At 72.4% G+C, this 15,410-nt stretch carries 17 protein-coding genes; 8 read left to right on the forward strand and 9 right to left on the reverse strand.

The window, feature by feature from the left end:
- Positions 1-16: 16 nt before the first annotated feature.
- Positions 17-1,270 carry a PLP-dependent aminotransferase family protein gene (locus tag ABZ721_RS01150; RefSeq protein WP_358786425.1) on the reverse strand — a complete coding sequence of 418 codons (1,254 nt, stop codon included), beginning with the start codon at positions 1,268-1,270 and terminating at the stop codon, positions 17-19.
- 133 nt (positions 1,271-1,403) lie between these two features.
- On the opposite strand from ABZ721_RS01150, the gene ABZ721_RS01155 reads away from it, so the two are divergent.
- Positions 1,404-2,243, forward strand: a complete 840-nt coding sequence (locus ABZ721_RS01155; RefSeq protein ID WP_358786426.1) for a hypothetical protein — start codon at positions 1,404-1,406, stop codon at positions 2,241-2,243.
- A 189-nt stretch (positions 2,244-2,432) separates the two neighbouring features.
- Here ABZ721_RS01155 and ABZ721_RS01160 read toward each other — a convergent pair whose 3' ends face one another.
- The 3 genes from ABZ721_RS01160 to ABZ721_RS01170 all read right to left on the reverse strand — a co-directional run bounded on the left by ABZ721_RS01160 (position 2,433) and on the right by ABZ721_RS01170 (position 4,803).
- Positions 2,433-2,642, reverse strand: a complete 210-nt coding sequence (locus tag ABZ721_RS01160; protein ID WP_358786427.1) for a DUF397 domain-containing protein — start codon at positions 2,640-2,642, stop codon at positions 2,433-2,435.
- Positions 2,643-2,848: 206 nt separating this feature from the next.
- Positions 2,849-3,706 carry a helix-turn-helix transcriptional regulator gene (locus ABZ721_RS01165; RefSeq protein WP_138353592.1) on the reverse strand — a complete coding sequence of 286 codons (858 nt, stop codon included), beginning with the start codon at positions 3,704-3,706 and terminating at the stop codon, positions 2,849-2,851.
- Positions 3,707-4,089: 383 nt separating this feature from the next.
- On the reverse strand, positions 4,090-4,803 hold the full coding sequence (locus ABZ721_RS01170) for a GPP34 family phosphoprotein (RefSeq protein ID WP_277438625.1): 714 nt from the start codon (positions 4,801-4,803) through the stop codon (positions 4,090-4,092).
- Between the two features lie 260 nt (positions 4,804-5,063).
- Between ABZ721_RS01170 and ABZ721_RS01175 the strand changes: the two genes are divergently transcribed.
- Complete coding sequence (locus ABZ721_RS01175; RefSeq protein WP_358786428.1) at positions 5,064-7,421, forward strand: D-alanyl-D-alanine carboxypeptidase; 2,358 nt, start codon at positions 5,064-5,066, stop codon at positions 7,419-7,421.
- On the opposite strand, the gene ABZ721_RS01180 is transcribed toward ABZ721_RS01175, so the two are convergent.
- Both ABZ721_RS01180 and ABZ721_RS01185 read right to left on the reverse strand, forming a co-directional pair.
- The gene (locus ABZ721_RS01180) at positions 7,405-8,106 is read right to left on the reverse strand and encodes a rhomboid-like protein (protein WP_358786429.1); all 702 of its coding nucleotides are present in this window, start codon (positions 8,104-8,106) and stop codon (positions 7,405-7,407) included. The genes ABZ721_RS01175 and ABZ721_RS01180 overlap by 17 nt on opposite strands.
- Positions 8,107-8,157: 51 nt before the next feature.
- Complete coding sequence (locus tag ABZ721_RS01185; protein WP_358786430.1) at positions 8,158-9,351, reverse strand: winged helix DNA-binding domain-containing protein; 1,194 nt, start codon at positions 9,349-9,351, stop codon at positions 8,158-8,160.
- Positions 9,352-9,499: 148 nt separating this feature from the next.
- Between ABZ721_RS01185 and ABZ721_RS01190 the strand changes: the two genes are divergently transcribed.
- Positions 9,500-9,913: an SsgA family sporulation/cell division regulator gene (locus ABZ721_RS01190; RefSeq protein ID WP_358786431.1), complete on the forward strand. Its 414-nt coding sequence runs from the start codon at positions 9,500-9,502 to the stop codon at positions 9,911-9,913.
- Between the two features lie 58 nt (positions 9,914-9,971).
- On the opposite strand, the gene ABZ721_RS01195 is transcribed toward ABZ721_RS01190, so the two are convergent.
- From ABZ721_RS01195 to ABZ721_RS01205, 3 genes are all read right to left on the reverse strand, one after another.
- Positions 9,972-12,242: a heavy metal translocating P-type ATPase gene (locus ABZ721_RS01195; protein WP_358786432.1), complete on the reverse strand. Its 2,271-nt coding sequence runs from the start codon at positions 12,240-12,242 to the stop codon at positions 9,972-9,974.
- Between the two features lie 120 nt (positions 12,243-12,362).
- The gene (locus ABZ721_RS01200) at positions 12,363-12,509 is read right to left on the reverse strand and encodes a hypothetical protein (protein WP_358786433.1); all 147 of its coding nucleotides are present in this window, start codon (positions 12,507-12,509) and stop codon (positions 12,363-12,365) included.
- Positions 12,506-12,781, reverse strand: a complete 276-nt coding sequence (locus ABZ721_RS01205; protein WP_358786434.1) for a heavy-metal-associated domain-containing protein — start codon at positions 12,779-12,781, stop codon at positions 12,506-12,508. Before ABZ721_RS01205 ends, ABZ721_RS01200 begins: the two co-directional genes overlap by 4 nt.
- Before the next feature lie 203 nt (positions 12,782-12,984).
- On the opposite strand from ABZ721_RS01205, the gene ABZ721_RS01210 reads away from it, so the two are divergent.
- The 5 genes from ABZ721_RS01210 to ABZ721_RS01230 all read left to right on the forward strand — a co-directional run bounded on the left by ABZ721_RS01210 (position 12,985) and on the right by ABZ721_RS01230 (position 15,353).
- A complete protein-coding gene (locus tag ABZ721_RS01210; protein ID WP_358786435.1) occupies positions 12,985-13,440 on the forward strand; it encodes a hypothetical protein in 456 nt (151 codons plus the stop codon).
- A 123-nt stretch (positions 13,441-13,563) separates the two neighbouring features.
- Positions 13,564-13,719, forward strand: coding sequence for a hypothetical protein (locus ABZ721_RS01215; RefSeq protein WP_358786436.1), 156 nt, complete (start codon positions 13,564-13,566; stop codon positions 13,717-13,719).
- The gene (locus ABZ721_RS01220; protein ID WP_358786437.1) at positions 13,716-14,402 is read left to right on the forward strand and encodes a PRC-barrel domain-containing protein; all 687 of its coding nucleotides are present in this window, start codon (positions 13,716-13,718) and stop codon (positions 14,400-14,402) included. Before ABZ721_RS01215 ends, ABZ721_RS01220 begins: the two co-directional genes overlap by 4 nt.
- Positions 14,402-14,836, forward strand: a complete 435-nt coding sequence (locus ABZ721_RS01225; protein ID WP_358786438.1) for a PRC-barrel domain-containing protein — start codon at positions 14,402-14,404, stop codon at positions 14,834-14,836. The genes ABZ721_RS01220 and ABZ721_RS01225 overlap by 1 nt, the downstream gene beginning before the upstream one ends.
- 70 nt (positions 14,837-14,906) lie before the next feature.
- Positions 14,907-15,353 (forward strand): hypothetical protein, encoded by a 447-nt coding sequence (locus ABZ721_RS01230; protein WP_358786439.1) that lies wholly within the window; start codon positions 14,907-14,909, stop codon positions 15,351-15,353.
- Positions 15,354-15,410: the final 57 nt, after the last annotated feature.

The following is a 15,410-nucleotide window of genomic DNA, read 5'->3' on the forward strand; positions in this document are numbered from 1 at the left end:
CGTTCGCGGCGGGCGGTCAGCCCAGGGCGGGCGCCGTCGCGGCGGACAGGGCCGCGGACAGGCGGCGCAGCCCCTCCGTGATCTCGGTGGGGGTGTGCGTCGTGAAGGACATGCGCAGGGCGGCCGGGTCGGCGGGGCCCGCGAAGAAGGGGGCGCCGGGGACGTAGGCGACGTCGTGCGCGACCGCGACCGGCAGCAGGGCGGTGGCGTCGAAGCCGTCGGGCAGCCGGACCCACAGGAACATCCCGCCGTCGGGGCGGTTCCAGGTGCTGCCCGCCGGGAGCGCGGCCGGCAGGCCGGCCAGCAGGGCGTCGCGCCGCAGGCGGTACGCGCCGCGCACGCGGTGCAGATGGGCGTCGAGGTCGCGGTCGGCGAGGTAGCGGGCCGCCGCGGCCTGGTCGACGGTGGAGGAGTGCAGATCCGCGGCCTGCTTGGCGATGACGCAGGCGCGGCGCAGCGCCTGCGGCGCCCGCAGCCAGCCGAGCCGCATGCCGGGCGCCATGATCTTGGAGAACGAGCCCAGCAGGACGGTCCGGTCGGCGGCCGCCTCCAGGGAGGCGATCCACGGCACCGGCTCGCCGTCGAAGCGCAGCTCGCCGTAGGGGTCGTCCTCGACGATCCACAGCCCGTGCCGCCCGGCGACCTCGGCCACCGCCCGCCGGCGCGCGAGCGGGAGCGTGCGGCCGGTGGGGTTCTGGAAGTTCGGGATCACATAGAGCAGTTTCGGCCGTTCGCGGACGACGAGCTCCTCCAGCGCCGCGGGATCGATCCCGTCCCCGTCGGACGGCACCGGCAGCACCCGCGCGCCCGTGAAGCCGAAGCACTGCAGCGCGGCCAGGTACGTGGGGTCCTCGACGAGCACGGTGTCGCCCGGCTCCAGCAGCGCGGTGGCCAGGAGCGCCAGGGCCTGCTGTGAACCGCCGGTGACCAGCAGGTCGTCCGGGTCGGTCGGCAGGCCCCGGGTGCGCAGCCGGGCGGCGACGGCGCCGCGCAGCGCCGGGTCGCCCTCGGTGGTGGAGTACTGGAGCACGCGCTCGGGCGCCTCGGCGAGCACCCGGTCGTAGGCGGCGCGGATTCCCTCGGCGTCGAAGAGCTCGGGGGCCGGCAGCCCGCCCGCGAAGGAGATCACCTCGGGGCGCGCGGTGAGCGCGAGGATCTCGCGTACCGGCGACGCCCCGACCGAGGCGGCCCGGGCGGCGAGTGCGGGGACGGCGGCTCGGGCGGCCGGTGCGGGGACGGCGGCTCGGATGGCTTGATTCGGACGCGTCATGCGCGAAGCCTACGAATAATCCGTGGCCTGTCCACCTATTTCGCCGGAGAAGCCCGGGGAGCCGGAGAAGCCCGCGGAGCCGTCCGTGACCGACCCCTCCCCATCTGACGTATCGTCAGCTACACCTGTAGGCATGACAGAAGAGACGCGCAGCGAGGTGTACGCGGAACTGGCCTCCGTCGGGCCCTACGGGGTGCGGGTCGGGCACGCCCTGATCACCATGGTCGAGCCCCTGCCGGGCCACGAGTACGCCTACAACCGGTGGTACGAGGACGACCACTTCATCGCGGGCGCCATGGCCATGCCCTGGATGTACGCCGGACGCCGCTGGGTCGCCACCCGCGATCTGCAGCTGCTCCGCTACCCGGAGAAGTCCGCCGTCGCCCAGCCCGTCACCGCGGGCTGCTACATCTCCACCTACTGGGTCACCGCCGGCCGCTACGACGACCACATGAAGTGGACCGTCGGCATCAACAAGCGCCTCAACCGGGACGGGCGGGTCTACCAGGACCGCACCCACGTCTTCACCGCGTTCCAGGACCACGCCGCCACCGTCTACCGGGACGGTGCCGCCGGCCCCCGGGACTTCCACGCGCTCGACCACCCCTACGCCGGGCTGGTGGTGGAGGTCATCGACGCCGAGTCGGCCGAGCAGCGCGAGGAACTGCTCGAATGGCTGCGCTCCCGGCACCTGCCCAAGCGCCTCGCGGGCTCACCGGCCGCGATGGTGACGGTCTTCAAGCCGACGCCGCTGCCGGGCGACCGGATGACGTACGTGAAGCAGGTGGAGGGGGTCGACACCCGCCTGACGCTGCTCTGGTTCCTCCAGGAGGACCCGCGCGAGGTGTGGGAGGAGCACTTCACCGGCCTGGACGACGAGATCGCCGCCTCCGGACTGGGCCGCGTCGAGCTGGTCGCGCCCTTCGTCCCCACCATCCCCGGCACGGACACCTACGTGGACCGGCTGCGCTGACCGACTGCGCCGGCCGACTGCGCTGACCTGCTGCCCTCACGGGCTGAGCCGAGGGGCCGGGTCGACCGGCTGCCCCGGCAGCCGGTCGCGGACCTCATCCGGTCCGCAGCGAGCCCCCTCGGCCAGGACGGCGGGCCGGACGAGAGGGCTCTTCTGCACTGCTTAACGGCACGACTGCTCCCATCGGGATCAGTCGAGGTCGTAGGAACCCCGGCCGACATCGGTGACGAACGCGGCCCAGGACTCCGGGGAGAAGTCGAGGGTCGGCCCGTAGGGGTCCTTCGAGTCACGGACGGCGACGGCGCTGAAGGTGGGTGAGGCCACCTCGACGCATGCGCCGTTTCCCTGCGACCGCGAGGACTTCGTCCACGCCTTGGTGTTGCCCAGCTGAATGGCCATGATCGCTCCGAGCTATTCGGTAGTGCGGCTCTGACGCGATTGAAGCTACTCGCCAACATCACCCACCGCAGGGTCTATTCACTCGACCGGATGGCATATTCCATGGGACTCTTCCGTATTGAGCCGACGTGGGTGTACTCTCCCGCCTTTTGCGTTGCAGGACGGTTCCGAGGCCCCAGTTGTGGCCCGCTGTCGCACAACTCCGGTCAGCGCGCGTATTCCTTCGCGGCGTCTGCGATGAACTGGCGGCTCGCCTCGGCGCTCAGCGCCTGGGCGCGCAGATGCTCGTACATCACGCTGTATCCGTGGACATCGACCGGCTTCTCCAGATACAGGTCGGACGTCACGCCTTCGATGTACACCACACTGGAATCCGTCGCGTCCGGGAATTCGAGAATCGCGAAGTTCCCCGACATGCCGGGGTGCGCGCCGGCCTCGTACGGGAGCACCTGGACGGTGACGTGCGCCTGCGAGCCCATCTGCACGAGGTACTCGAGTTGCTCGCGCATGACGTCCTTGCTGCCGACCACCCGGCGCAGCGCCGACTCGTCCATGACGACCCAGAACCGGAGCGGCGAGGCGGGGTCGGTGATCCGCTCCTGGCGCCGCAGCCGGATGTCGATGCGCTTGTCGACCTGCTCGGGGGTGGCCTCGGGGAGCGTGCCCTCGATGACCGCCTCGGCATAGTTCCGGGTCTGCAGAAGACCCGGCACCACGAGCGAGTCGTACACCCGGAGTGACTCGGCCTCGGTCTCCAGCCCGATGTAGACGCTGTACGGCACGTCGCCGAACGCGTGCCACCAGCCCTGCTGGCGGGACTCCTTCGCCATGTGCATGAGGGAGTCGACGATGCGCTGGTCCTCCACGCCGTACACGCCGCACAGGTCGCGGACATCGCGCTGGCTGATGCTCCGTCGGCCGTTCTCCAGCCTGCTGATCTTCGACTGGGAGACGAGCAGGCGGGCCGCCACCTCCTCGGCGGTCATTCCCTTGGTCTCGCGGAGTTTTCGCAACTCCGAACCAAGTCGGCGTCGCCTGACGGTGGGATTAACGTTGGCCGCCACGGGTGGTGCACCTCCGGCTCCGGACTACTTCTCGTACTGCTTCTTTTTTCCGCACTGTGCGCATTTCTCCTACCGCGTGCGTACTGCTGGTCAGCAGCCTGCCACTACCGGTCATCGGCGCGCTGGCGAATGGTCGTACGAACGGCGGAAACGCAACGCGCGGGGCGGGGGACCGGTGTTGACCGGTGCCCCACCCCGCGCGTCGCAGCAGTTCCTGTCGTCCCCGCACCGAATGCCGGGGAAGGTCGTTGAGAGGGTGGGCCTGCGCTGTCCGGTCCCTGCCACCGGACACCGTGCCCTGGCCCACCGCCCTCGTTGTCTGCGTTGTGCTTCCTGCGTACCGCTGATCTGCTGGGTACTGCTCACACCTCTCCGGGGCGCCGCTAACGCGCTCCGGCCCGGGCCATGCTGCTGTGCCCGGCCGGCCCCACCGCTGCGGGCCGTCCCTGCACGGGAGCCCGCTTCGGCTGTGCCGCGGCGCCGTTCTGCACGTCCATGACGGCGTGCGCGACGAGGCCGCCCATCGGGTCGTATCTGATCAGGTCCCGCAGGCGCGATCGTGACGACCGGCCCTCGTTCCCCGGATACAGATGCTTGCCGAGGCCCACCGCGTGGGCGAGGGCAGCGAGAGCCGCGGTCCGCGGGTCCGGCGGGACGCCGGTGCGGATCGCGTTGTCGAGCCGGGCCCTGATGTCCCGGCTGACCTCGCTGTCGCTCGCCTGGTAGCGAGTCGTCGGCAGCACCCCGCACATCTGTCCCGCTACGGCATGCACCATGCCGCACCGCTCCAGATGCGCGAGATACGTCTGGCGCAGCCCCAGGCGGGGCCCGCCGATCCAGTGGACCGCGCGAACCGGACTGCCACGACGGCGCAGCAGTTCCAGCGCGGAGTCCAGTGTCGGATCTCCTGTCGGCCGTGGGTGTACCACGGCGATACGATCCCCATCAGGGGCTATCCGTCCAGCCAGGGCCAGCTCGACGAGCTGTGCCCCGGCGAGGCCGAGGTCGAGCGATTGCGGCTGCGCTGTGGTCCCGGTCGTCGGGTCCAGAGCGAGCAGCAACAGCTCTTCCGGAATCGTTCTGCGGCTCTTGCCCATCCATGCCTCCCCGCGTGGATGAATGACAGGGTGACGCCTCTCACATTCATCTGTCGAGAGCGCCTGGAGTGTTCGGGAGGGAACCGACTGGTATGTCGTTCTCGTCTAGGGGGTGAGCGGTGGTGTCGCAGACGGGCCGCGATCGGTTCCGGCGGGTCTGACGGTGGCTTCCAGGCCGGGAACTGGAAACTGGTGGAGTGAGATGGGGCGTCGTGCGTCGCGTACGAGGACGCCCCTCGTGATGTGTGGAGGAGGTCTGCGTGGCGGGCGAGTCCCCCGGCAGGGAGCAGCAGCAGGAGTCGTCGGGGGTGGCGGCCGAGCAGAAGGCGCTCGACCCGAGGCTGACGGTGTTCCGTGGGCCCGATGTGGTGCCTGAGGCCGCACGCGAGGAGCACGGCGGCCTGCCCGACGACCCGGTCCCCGGCAGCGACCCCCGACCCGAAGATCACCCGGTGACCGACGAGGCCCCCGAGGGGGCCGGCGGCGAGGGCGCGGACGGTGGTGCCGGGAGCCTGCCGCGCCAGTCCGGCGCGTCTGCGCCCGGTACCGATCCGGCTACGCCGGATGACGTATCCGATCCGGACGACCCCCCTGCCGAACCTACGGTCCCCGAGGACGCGCACGACGGGCCGGATGACGCAGCGCCCGCCGCCGCGACCGTCTCTCCGGAGGTGGACACCACGGCGGATTCCGTGACGGAACCGGAGCCCGCCGACGGCGTGCCGGTTGACGAACCCGTGGCCGAGCCTGCCGACGAGCGCGACGACGAGCGTGTCGCGGAGGCCGCCGGGGATTCCGCCGAGCCCGAGGACGCGCGCCCGGCGGACGGATCCGGCGCGTCCGGCGGGTCCGACGCGCCGGACGCGGCTGCCGCGCCCCCGGCCGAGCCGGCGGCCGAGCCCGAGGACGAGCCCCGCGACGCTCCGGTGCCCGCGCCGGCCGAGGCGCCGGCGAAGGAACTGCACCGGACGGTCGCGGACCCCGCCGAGGCGCCCGGCGACCGCAAGGCCGAGTGGAAAGCCGCCAGGAGCGCCCCGGCGGACGCCGTGGCCGCCCCGCGCACGGAATCGCCCGCTGAGCCCTCGCGGGCCTCACAGGAGCAGTCAGCGTCTCCGTACGCCCTCGCGTGGCCGGAGGTGGAGCCTCCGGTACGCGGCTCCGCTCCCGCGGCGGCGGCCCCCTCGGCATCGGCAGCTCCGGCGGCCCCGTCCGCCTCGGCCGCCCCTCCGGCATCGGCTTCGGCGCCCGCGCCGGCGCAGACCCCCGCCGCCGAGGAGCCCGAGGCCGGACCGCAGGGCACCCGGCAGATGCCGTTCCCGCTGCCGCCCGCGCCCGCGCAGCCGCTGAAGCTGCTGGCCGAGCTGACGAACACCCCGCCGCCGCCCGAGACGAAGATGCGGACGGTCGTCCGGCGGTTCAAGATCTGGACGCCGCTGGTGGTGCTGCTGCTGATCGGCCTCGCGGTCGCGCAGTCGCTCCGCCCGCTGCCCGCCCCGGCGCTGACCCTGAGCTCGGCCCCCTCGTACACCTTCGAGGGCGGCCAGCCGTCGCTGCCGTGGCCCGTGATGGGCCAGTCGATCGTCGAGCTCGAGGGCATCGGGACCATGGGGGTGCGCGGGGCGCAGACCCCGGTGTCGATCGCGAGCGTCACGAAGGTGATGACCGCGTACGTGATCCTCAAGGACCACCCGCTCAAGGCGGCGGAGACCGGCCCGAAGGTCAAGATCGACCAGACCGCCGCGGACGAGGCGGCGTCGCTGGACGAGTCCACGGTGCCGGTCAAGCTCAACCAGGAGTTCACCGAGCGGCAGATGCTGCAGATGCTGCTGATCCCGTCCGGCAACAACATCGCCCGCGCGCTGGCCCGCTGGGACTCCGGCACGCAGGAAGCTTTCGTCCCGAAGATGCAGAAGGCCGCCGCCGACCTGGGCATGAAGAACACCACGTACACCGGGGCGAGCGGGTTCGAGGAGACGACGAAGAGCACGGCCGTCGACCAACTGATGCTGGCGCGCGCGGTCATGAAGGACGAGGTCTTCCGCTCCGTCGTGTCGATGGAGCACGCCGTCATCCCCGGCGTGGGCACGATCTACAACAACAACGGGCTGCTGACGACCACTCCGGGTGTCATCGGCATCAAGACCGGCTCCAGCACCCCGGCGGCCGGCGCCCTGATGTGGGCGGCGCGCAAGACCGTCGACGGCAAGCCGCGGATGATCCTCGGCGTGGTGCTGCAGCAGCGCAAGGGCTCGACGCCCAACGACATGCTGAAGTACGCCCTGTCCACCAGCGACCCCCTGATCAGGGGCGCGCGCGCCGCGCTCACCTCGGCGGTGGTGGTCAAGAAGGGCGAGGTCGTCGGCTATGTGGACGACGGTCTCGGCGGGAAGACGCCGGTGGTCACCACCAAGGACCTGACGGCGATCGGCTGGTCGGGTCTGAAGTCCGACCTGAAGCTGTCGGCCCTCGCGGCCGGCGTCCCGCACACGGCGAAGGCGGGCACCGAGATCGGCACGCTGAGCCTCGGCACCGGGACGGGCGAGACGAAGGTGCCGGTGGCACTCAAGTCGGACCTGGCGGAGCCGTCCTTCGGGGACAAGCTCATCCGCCTCGGCTGATCCGCCGGGCGGCACGGGAGAAGACGGCGGCCGGGTCCAGGTGACCCGGCCGCCCTCGTGTCAGCGGGTAGCAGGCGAAGCCGAGCAGCACGGCGGTGAAGTGGCCGACGTCGGTGAACGTCCGGCCGTGCACCAGGGCGAGGCCGTAGAAGCCGAGCACGCAGAAGCCGTAGAAGAACCGCCAGCGGAAGGCCAGGAAGTACGTCAGGACGGCCTCGACCACCGCCAGGCCGTAGCTGACGCCCACGTCCAGGGTGTCGACGGAGGTCTCCGGGGCCCTGCCCTGGTGGATCGCCCAGAGCAGTACGCCCTCGCTGATGTAGGTCGCCGCGACGTGGCCGATGAGGACGACGGTCAGCCAGCGCAGGGTGCCGAGCCAGCGCTCGGCGGTGGCGTGGAAGACGGTGTAGAGGAACGCGTAGAGCAGCCAGCCGCCGCCGTCGATCCACAGGGCGCTCCTGATCAGCGCCCTGACTGGTTCCTCCGAGAGGTTGTGCAGGTTGGTCGACCGCTCGCCGAGCATCTCGTCCATCCGGGACGGCGAGACGTGGTGCATGACGACGGTCGTCACGAAGAGGACGGCCAGCCAGAGGTAGGTGCCGGGGGCGCTCCGGACGTAGGACCCCACGGCGTGGAGGAGCGTCGAGAGGCGCGACGTGAGGCGTGACCGCGGGAAAGTGTCCACGATCGGATTGTGTCCGTTAAGTGGCTTTTGTTCATTCCCGGCGCGCCCCGCTCAGGCCGACAGCTCCCGCTCCAGCGGTGTCCGGAACCGCGGCGTCACGCGAACGTCCCCCAGCCATCCGCCGAGCCGCTCCGCCTCGGCGGCGATCGCCGCCACCGCCTCCGTGCCCGGGTCCTTCCCGTCGCCGGGCAGCAGCCGCCACACGATCTCCCCGTCCGGGCGCTGCGCCCAGCCGCCGACGACCCGCCCGTCCCACCACACGGTCGGGCCGACGTTGCCGGTCCTGTCGAAGAGCGCGGGCCGGTGGGCGTCCGGCAGGAACCAGTCGCGCTGCTGCCAGCCCATCGGCGTCGGGTCGAGACCCGGCAGCAGGGCCGCCCACGGGCCCCCGTCCGGCACCGGGTCCACGTCCTCGGGGAGCACGTACCCCGGGGTATCGGTCGCCTCCAGCGCGACCTGCCGGGCGCCGACCGCGGCGAGCGCCTTCCGCGTGTCCGTCAGCGTCCACCCCGTCCACCACTTGAGGTCCGCCTCGGTGCCGGGGCCGTAGGCCGCCAGCCAGTCACGCGCCAGCTCGGCCCGCGCCCCGGCGGCGGGCAGCTCGTCGAGCGGCTCGGCCACCGCCCACCGGAACTGGCTGCTCGTCCACGACCCCACCGGTCTGCGCCGGGTGATCCGGCCCTCGGCCGCGAGCACCCTGACGATGCGGCTCGCCACGTTCTGCCGCGACTCGTACGGCTTCCCGGCCGCCAGGACCACCTGCTCGCGCAGCCGCGGCTCGTACCCGCCCAACTGCGCCGCGGTCGACTCGCCGTGCGCCGCCAGCGCGGCGACCACGGACTCCTCGACCTCCGCCAGCCACGCCGCGTCCCAGCCGCCGCCCTCCGCCAGGTACTTCAGCAGCCCCGCCCGCTCCTTGACCGCGATCGCGCGGGCCGCCGCCGCGTACACCACCGGCGCGAAGTCGCGGGGGACCACGAACATCGTCCGCCGCATCGCCAGCAGCCGGACCAGCGAAACCTCGTCGTACAGCGCCCGCTCGACCTCGGCGAAGCCCGGCTCGGCCAGCCGGGCGGCGGTGGAGAGGTACACCGTCCCGGCATCGGTCGCGTGCAGCGCCACCAGCGAGCGGGCGACGTCCTCCGCGCAGTGCGCGCGCAGCCCCGGCAGCAGCCGGTGCCGCGCCCCCAGCCGCGCCCGCCGCTCGTCCCCGCCGATCCGCCGCACCGCCCCGTCGACCGTCATCCGCCCATGCTCACACGTGCCTCTGACAGCGCCTCGGCGCGGCGCGTGGCGGACATCACAGCGGTCGGAGGCCGAGGCGCGTGATCCCCGGACCGATTTCCCGGTCTAGCAGAGGACTGGATACCACCCAGCGGGAGAGGGACACCTCATGCTGACCGTCATCGACCAGGCCCTTCGGGCCCGGCTCTGCGCGTCCCCGGCGAGGGACCGCGTCATCACCGCCACCTTGATCTACCAGTGCGACGACCCGCTGGCCGCGCGGCTCGCGTTCCCCGCGTCGGCGACGCTCGACGGGGCCGAGGTCACCTGGGCCTTCGCGCGCGACCTGCTGGCGGCGGGGCTGCGGATGCCGACGGGCGACGGCGACGTGCACGTCTGGCCCTGCGGCCGGCGGCGGACCATGATCGAGCTCTCCTCGCCGGTGGGAGTGGCGCTGCTCCAGCTCGACACCGAGGACGTCCAGGACTTCCTGACGCGCTCCTACACGGCGGTCCCGCCCGGCGAGGAGAGCCGGTACCTCGACCTGGACGCGGCCCTCGCGGCGCTCCTCGCGGAGGAGTGACGGGGGAGGGGCGCCCCGCGGGACCGGCTCGGGCGGGACCGTCCGGCGTGACCCCGGCTCAGGCCGCCTTGAAACCGCGCAGCCGCAGGCTGTTGCCGACGACGAAGACCGACGAGAAGGCCATGGCGGCGCCCGCGATCATCGGGTTGAGCAGCCCGGCGGCGGCGAGCGGCAGCGCCGCCACGTTGTAGCCGAAGGCCCAGAAGAGGTTCGCCTTGATCGTGCCGAGGGTCCTGCGCGACAGCCGGATGGCGTCGGCCGCGACGCGCAGGTCGCCCCGTACGAGGGTCAGGTCGCCCGCCTCGATGGCGGCGTCGGTACCGGTGCCCATCGCCAGGCCCAGGTCGGCCTGGGCGAGCGCGGCCGCGTCGTTGACGCCGTCTCCCACCATGGCGACGCTGCGGCCCTCGGCCTGCAGCCGCTTGATGACGGCCAGCTTGTCCTCGGGCATGACCTCGGCGATGACGTCCGTACCGGCGATCCCGACCTCCTCGGCGACCGCCCGCGCCACCGCCTCGTTGTCGCCGGTCAGCAGGATCGGGGTGAGGCCGAGGGCGCGCAGCCGCGTCACGGCCTCCGCGCTCGTCGGCTTGACGGCGTCGGTGACGACGAGGACGCCGCGGGCCGCCCCGTCCCAGCCGACGGCCACCGCCGTACGGCCCTTGGCCTCGGCCGCGGCCTTCGCCGCCGCCAGGTCCGCGGGCAGCGGCTGGGTCCACTCGTCGAGCAGCTTCGCGCGGCCGACCAGCACGGCGTGCCCCTCGACGATGCCCTGGACGCCGAGCCCCGGAACGTTCGCGAAGTCCTCCGGCACCGGCAGCGGTTCGCCCGCCCGCTCCGCGGCGGCGGTGGCGACGGCCCGGGCGATGGGGTGCTCGGAGGCGTGCTCCAGGGCGCCGGCCAGCCGCAGCACGGTCTTCTCGTCCTCGCCCGCGGCCACGTGGACCTCGGTCAGCGTCATGACGCCGGTGGTCACGGTGCCGGTCTTGTCGAGGACGATCGTGTCCACCGCCCGGGTGGACTCCAGGACCTCCGGCCCCTTGATGAGGATGCCGAGCTGGGCGCCGCGCCCGGTGCCGACCATGAGGGCGGTGGGCGTCGCGAGCCCCAGCGCGCACGGGCAGGCGATGATCAGTACGGAGACGGCGGCGGTGAAGGCCGCGGAGGCGCCCTCGCCGGAGCCGAGCCAGTAGCCGAGGGCCGCGACGGCGAGCGCGATGACGACGGGCACGAAGACCGCCGAGATCCGGTCGGCCAGCCGCTGCACGGCGGCCTTGCCGGTCTGCGCGTCCTCGACCAGCCGTGCCATGCGCGCGAGCTGGGTGTCGGCGCCGACACGGGTCGCCTCGACGACGATCCGGCCGCCCGCGTTCACCGTGGCGCCGGTGACCCCGTCGCCGGGGACGACCTCCACCGGCACGGACTCGCCCGTCAGCATCGAGGCGTCGACGGCGGAGCCGCCCTCGCGGACGGTGCCGTCGGTGGCGATCTTCTCGCCGGGGCGCACGACGAACAGGTCGCCGACCGCCAGTTCCGTGGTGGGGACGCGCACCTCGCGCCCGTCGCGCAGCACGACGACGTCCTTCGCGCCGAGTTGCAGCAGCACCTTGAGCGCGGCGCCGGCCTTCCGCTTGGAGCGGGCCTCGAAGTACCGCCCGGCCAGGATGAACGCCGTCACCCCGGCGGCGGCCTCCAGGTAGATGTTGCCGCTGCCGTCACCGCGCGCGACCGTGAACTCGAAGGGGTGCTTCATGCCGGTCATCCCGGCCGTGCCGAAGAACAGCGCCCACAGCGACCAGCCGAACGCGGCGAGCGTGCCCACCGAGATCAGCGTGTCCATGGTCGCCGCGCCGTGCCGCAGATTGGTCCAGGCGGCCCGGTGGAACGGCCAGGCCGCGTAGACGACGACGGGCGCGGCGAGCGTCAGCGAGAGCCACTGCCAGTTGTCGAACTGCAGCGCGGGCACCATCGCCATCGCGATCACCGGCACGGCCAGCACGACGGAGGTGAGCAGCCGCTGCCGCAGGGAGGTCAGCTCGTCGGACCCCGACGGCCCTTCCCTCCCCTCCGGTCCTTCCGCCCCGGCGGATTCCGCGGGCGGGGCGGGCAGCGCGGCGGTGTACCCCGTCGCCTCGACGGTGGCGATGAGGTCGCCGACGGCGACACCGCCGCCCTCGATGCTGACCCGGGCCTTCTCCGTCGCGTAGTTGACGGACGCGGTGACGCCGTCCATGCGGTTGAGCTTCTTCTCGATGCGTGCCGCGCAGGAGGCGCAGGTCATGCCACCGATCTCCAGCTCCACCTGGTGCCCGGCAGGCGCCGTGGTCATCGCCACTCCACTCCACTCCTTCGATCGAGGCCGCACCTACCGCACGTCCTGACGTGTGTCCGGGTGTCCGGGTGTCCGCGTATCCCCTGTGTCCCGTGTGTCCCGTGTACTCCGTGTGCCCTACATGCCCTGGTGCGAGACGGGACGGGGCTCGGGGGCGGCCGGCCCGCCGTCGTCCCCGCGCAGCGCGCGGCCGAGGCCGAACGCGGCGCCGAGGACGACCAGCAGGATCAGCAGGTAGCCGCCGAGTCTGACCGGTGCGGTCACGCCCGGCCGACCAGTTCGTAGCCCGCCTCGTCGACGGCGGCACGGATCGTCTCGTCGTCCAGCGGGCGCTCGGACGCGAGGGTGACCAGCCCGGTGGCGACGTCCACCTTGACGACGGTCACGCCGGGCAGCGTCGCGAGTTCCTTGGTCACCGCGGACTCGCAGTGCCCGCACGTCATGCCCGAGACCGAGTAGACGACGGTGGCCGCGGCCTGCGACTCGTCGGTCGCGCCGTCGGTGTGGCAGGTTCCCTCGGGGGAGCAGCAGGACATGGCGTTCTCCTCGTGCGTCTCGTGCGGTGACGGCTGTCGCCGTCCACTCTCGCCCACCATATACCCCCCTAGGGTATCAAGCGAAGCCCGGATGCCGCCGCGCGCGCCGAGCGCCGTTAGGGCCGCCCGCACGGGGTAGACGACGGCCCGACGGATGCGGACAACGTTTCGGACGACGTCCGGAGCAACCGGAGGTGACTCGGATGCTGTTCCTGGGATTGGTGCTTCTTGCCGCGACCGGAACTCTCACGGCCCTGTTGATCGCCGACAACCTGGGCGGCGGCCCCGACTACACGGTGGCGCTGCTCGGACACGACCTGGTCAGAATGAACTCGCTCGCCATCTTCTGCGCGGGCCTCGCCCTCGCGCTGGTCTTCTGCCTGAGCCTGGCGATGGTGGGCGAGGGCGCGGTGCTGCGCCGCCGCAAGGCCGTCCGGCTGCGGGAGGCGCGCAAGGACGCCGACGCGGCGGTCGCCGAGCGGGACGCCCTCGCCGCCAAGGTCGAGCGCCAGCGCGCCGAGACGGCCCGGCGGACCCCGGCCCCGACTCCGGCGCCGACCGCGGCCCCGACGGCCTCGACCCCGGCCCCGGCGGCTGTCCCGGACAAGCCGCTGCACCAGCCCCGGACGCAGCGCGCGCCGCACGCGTTCGGCAGCTGACCGCGACCTGCGCCCGGTCCCTCCTTCGAGCGCGCGGGAAGCGCGTGGGAAAGGGGGACGGGGGCAGTCGTAGGAACGTGGCAACCGCGTGGCGGGGGCCCGGCTCGGAGGGGAGAGTGAGCGATGGACTGGTGGATCTGGATCGTCGTCGTTGTGGCGGTCCTGCTGGTGCTGGCGGGTACGGCGGCCGGCGTGCAGGCACGGCGCCGCAGTGGCGGCGTGATCGCGGTACGGCGCGGCGCCGTCGGACGGCGGAGCGGGAAGGGGCGCGTCAAGTGACCGTCTCCGACTCCCCCTTCCCCGACACTCCGGCCCCGGACGCTCGCGCCCCGGACATTCCCGCCCCGGACGTTCCCGACGTTCCCGCTCCCGACGCTCCCGTCTCCTCCGCGATGATGCTCGCCTCGGAGATCACCAAGCGGCCGGTCGTGACGCTGACCGGCGAGGCCGTCGCCCAGGTCAAGGACCTGGTCTTCGACGGCACGGTGGGACGCGTCGCCGGCTTCACCCTCAGCGGCCGCGGCCTGCTGTCGGGGCCGCTGCGCCACAGCCTGCCGTGGTCGGGGGTGCACGGACTCGGCCACGACGCCGTGATGATCAAGGACGAGACGGTCTTCGAGAGCAAGGCCGACGTCCTGGCCCGCGGCTCCGGTGACCGCGGCGGCGATGTGCTCGGCTCCCGGGTGCTGACCGACGGCGGCACCGACCTCGGCCGGATCTCCGACGTCGTCGTCGAGGTCGTCGACGGGACGTCGGCGCACGTCGTCGGCTACGAGATCGCCTCCTCCGACGCACTGGAACGGCAGGGCCGCAAGGTGTTCATCCCGCTCTCCGAGACCACCGCCGTCTCCGGCGAGGCGCTCGTCATCCCGGCGGCCGCCTCCGAATTCATCGCCGACGACCTGCCGGGCTTCGCCGCGGCGGTCCAGGCGTACCGCGCCCGGCGCGGAACGGAGGTCTGATGCTCTTCTCCGAAACGGTCGGCCGCCACGTGGTGAGCGCCGCCGAGGCCCGCACGGTCGGCATCGTCGACGCCTTCGTCGTCGACCCGGCGAAAGCCGCGGTCGTGGCGCTGCGGCTGAAGAAGACCGACGGCTCCGGCGACACCCTCGTCTGGGACCACATCCACGCCATCGGACCCGACGCCGTCATCGTCCGCTCCGGCGCCACCCTCGGCACCCCCTCGGGCGACCTGGCCCCCCTCGCCGACAAGCACCGGGCGCTCCCCGGCAAGCGCGTCCTCGACGAGCGCGGAGACGCGCTCGGCACCGTCTCCGACGTCGACTTCGACCCGGAGTCCGGCGCCCTGCTCACCCTCCACACCACCACGGGCGACCACCCGGGCCCCCAGGTCCTGGGCCTGGGCTCCTACGCCCTGATCCTCCGCCGCCCCTGACCGCGCCCCCCGGCGCCGCACACGCGAAAGGCCCTCCTGTCACTGCTGACGGGAGGGCCTTTCCGGCGGTGTGCGCCTCCGTGACTCGCTTTCGAACCCCGGTAAGCCCCTGACACGGCTGCTGAAGGCGCTGGAACAGGCTGGTGAAACGGCGTTGCCGCAGGTGGATCCGGTGTCGACTGGCCCGGCAGTAGTGACGGACATCCGCGAGTGCCGGATGCTGTCACCCGACGAGGTAGCCGAGCTGGTGGAGGCATACCGACACGGGGTCGAGATGAACGAGCTGGCTCGGCGGTACGGTGTCCATCGCCACACGGTCGACCGCCACCTCGAACGCGCCGGCGTCAGTAAGCGGCCCATGGTCAAGATGACAGCGGAGAGAGTAACCAAGGCGAAGGAGCTCTACGAACAGGGCTGGAGCACGCAGCGAATCGGACGAGAGCTCAGCGCCAGTCAGAGCACGATCTATAAGGCGTTGAAGCGGGCGGGAGTCCGGATGCGACCGCCGGTGGCGTAGCGTATCCAACGACCCCGGATATGCCGCACGAACTGGAACTCGCAGCGTAGGGCTCAA

Origin of the sequence: Streptomyces sp. NPDC006733, assembly GCF_040636125.1 — a bacterium.
Taxonomy (GTDB): Bacteria; Actinomycetota; Actinomycetes; order Streptomycetales; family Streptomycetaceae; genus Actinacidiphila.

What these genes read in the sequence shown, in the direction of transcription:
- ABZ721_RS01150 (WP_358786425.1), bottom strand. Translation starts at nt 1,270, where the DNA reads ATGACGCGTCCGAATCAAGCCATCCGAGCCGCCGTCCCCGCACCGGCC.
- ABZ721_RS01215 (WP_358786436.1), top strand. Translation starts at nt 13,564, where the DNA reads ATGGACTGGTGGATCTGGATCGTCGTCGTTGTGGCGGTCCTGCTGGTG.
- ABZ721_RS01225 (WP_358786438.1), top strand. Translation starts at nt 14,402, where the DNA reads ATGCTCTTCTCCGAAACGGTCGGCCGCCACGTGGTGAGCGCCGCCGAG.
- ABZ721_RS01190 (WP_358786431.1), top strand. Translation starts at nt 9,500, where the DNA reads ATGCTGACCGTCATCGACCAGGCCCTTCGGGCCCGGCTCTGCGCGTCC.
- ABZ721_RS01195 (WP_358786432.1), bottom strand. Translation starts at nt 12,242, where the DNA reads ATGACCACGGCGCCTGCCGGGCACCAGGTGGAGCTGGAGATCGGTGGC.
- ABZ721_RS01185 (WP_358786430.1), bottom strand. Translation starts at nt 9,351, where the DNA reads ATGACGGTCGACGGGGCGGTGCGGCGGATCGGCGGGGACGAGCGGCGG.
- ABZ721_RS01210 (WP_358786435.1), top strand. Translation starts at nt 12,985, where the DNA reads ATGCTGTTCCTGGGATTGGTGCTTCTTGCCGCGACCGGAACTCTCACG.
- ABZ721_RS01155 (WP_358786426.1), top strand. Translation starts at nt 1,404, where the DNA reads ATGACAGAAGAGACGCGCAGCGAGGTGTACGCGGAACTGGCCTCCGTC.
- ABZ721_RS01160 (WP_358786427.1), bottom strand. Translation starts at nt 2,642, where the DNA reads ATGGCCATTCAGCTGGGCAACACCAAGGCGTGGACGAAGTCCTCGCGG.
- ABZ721_RS01205 (WP_358786434.1), bottom strand. Translation starts at nt 12,781, where the DNA reads ATGTCCTGCTGCTCCCCCGAGGGAACCTGCCACACCGACGGCGCGACC.
- ABZ721_RS01170 (WP_277438625.1), bottom strand. Translation starts at nt 4,803, where the DNA reads ATGGGCAAGAGCCGCAGAACGATTCCGGAAGAGCTGTTGCTGCTCGCT.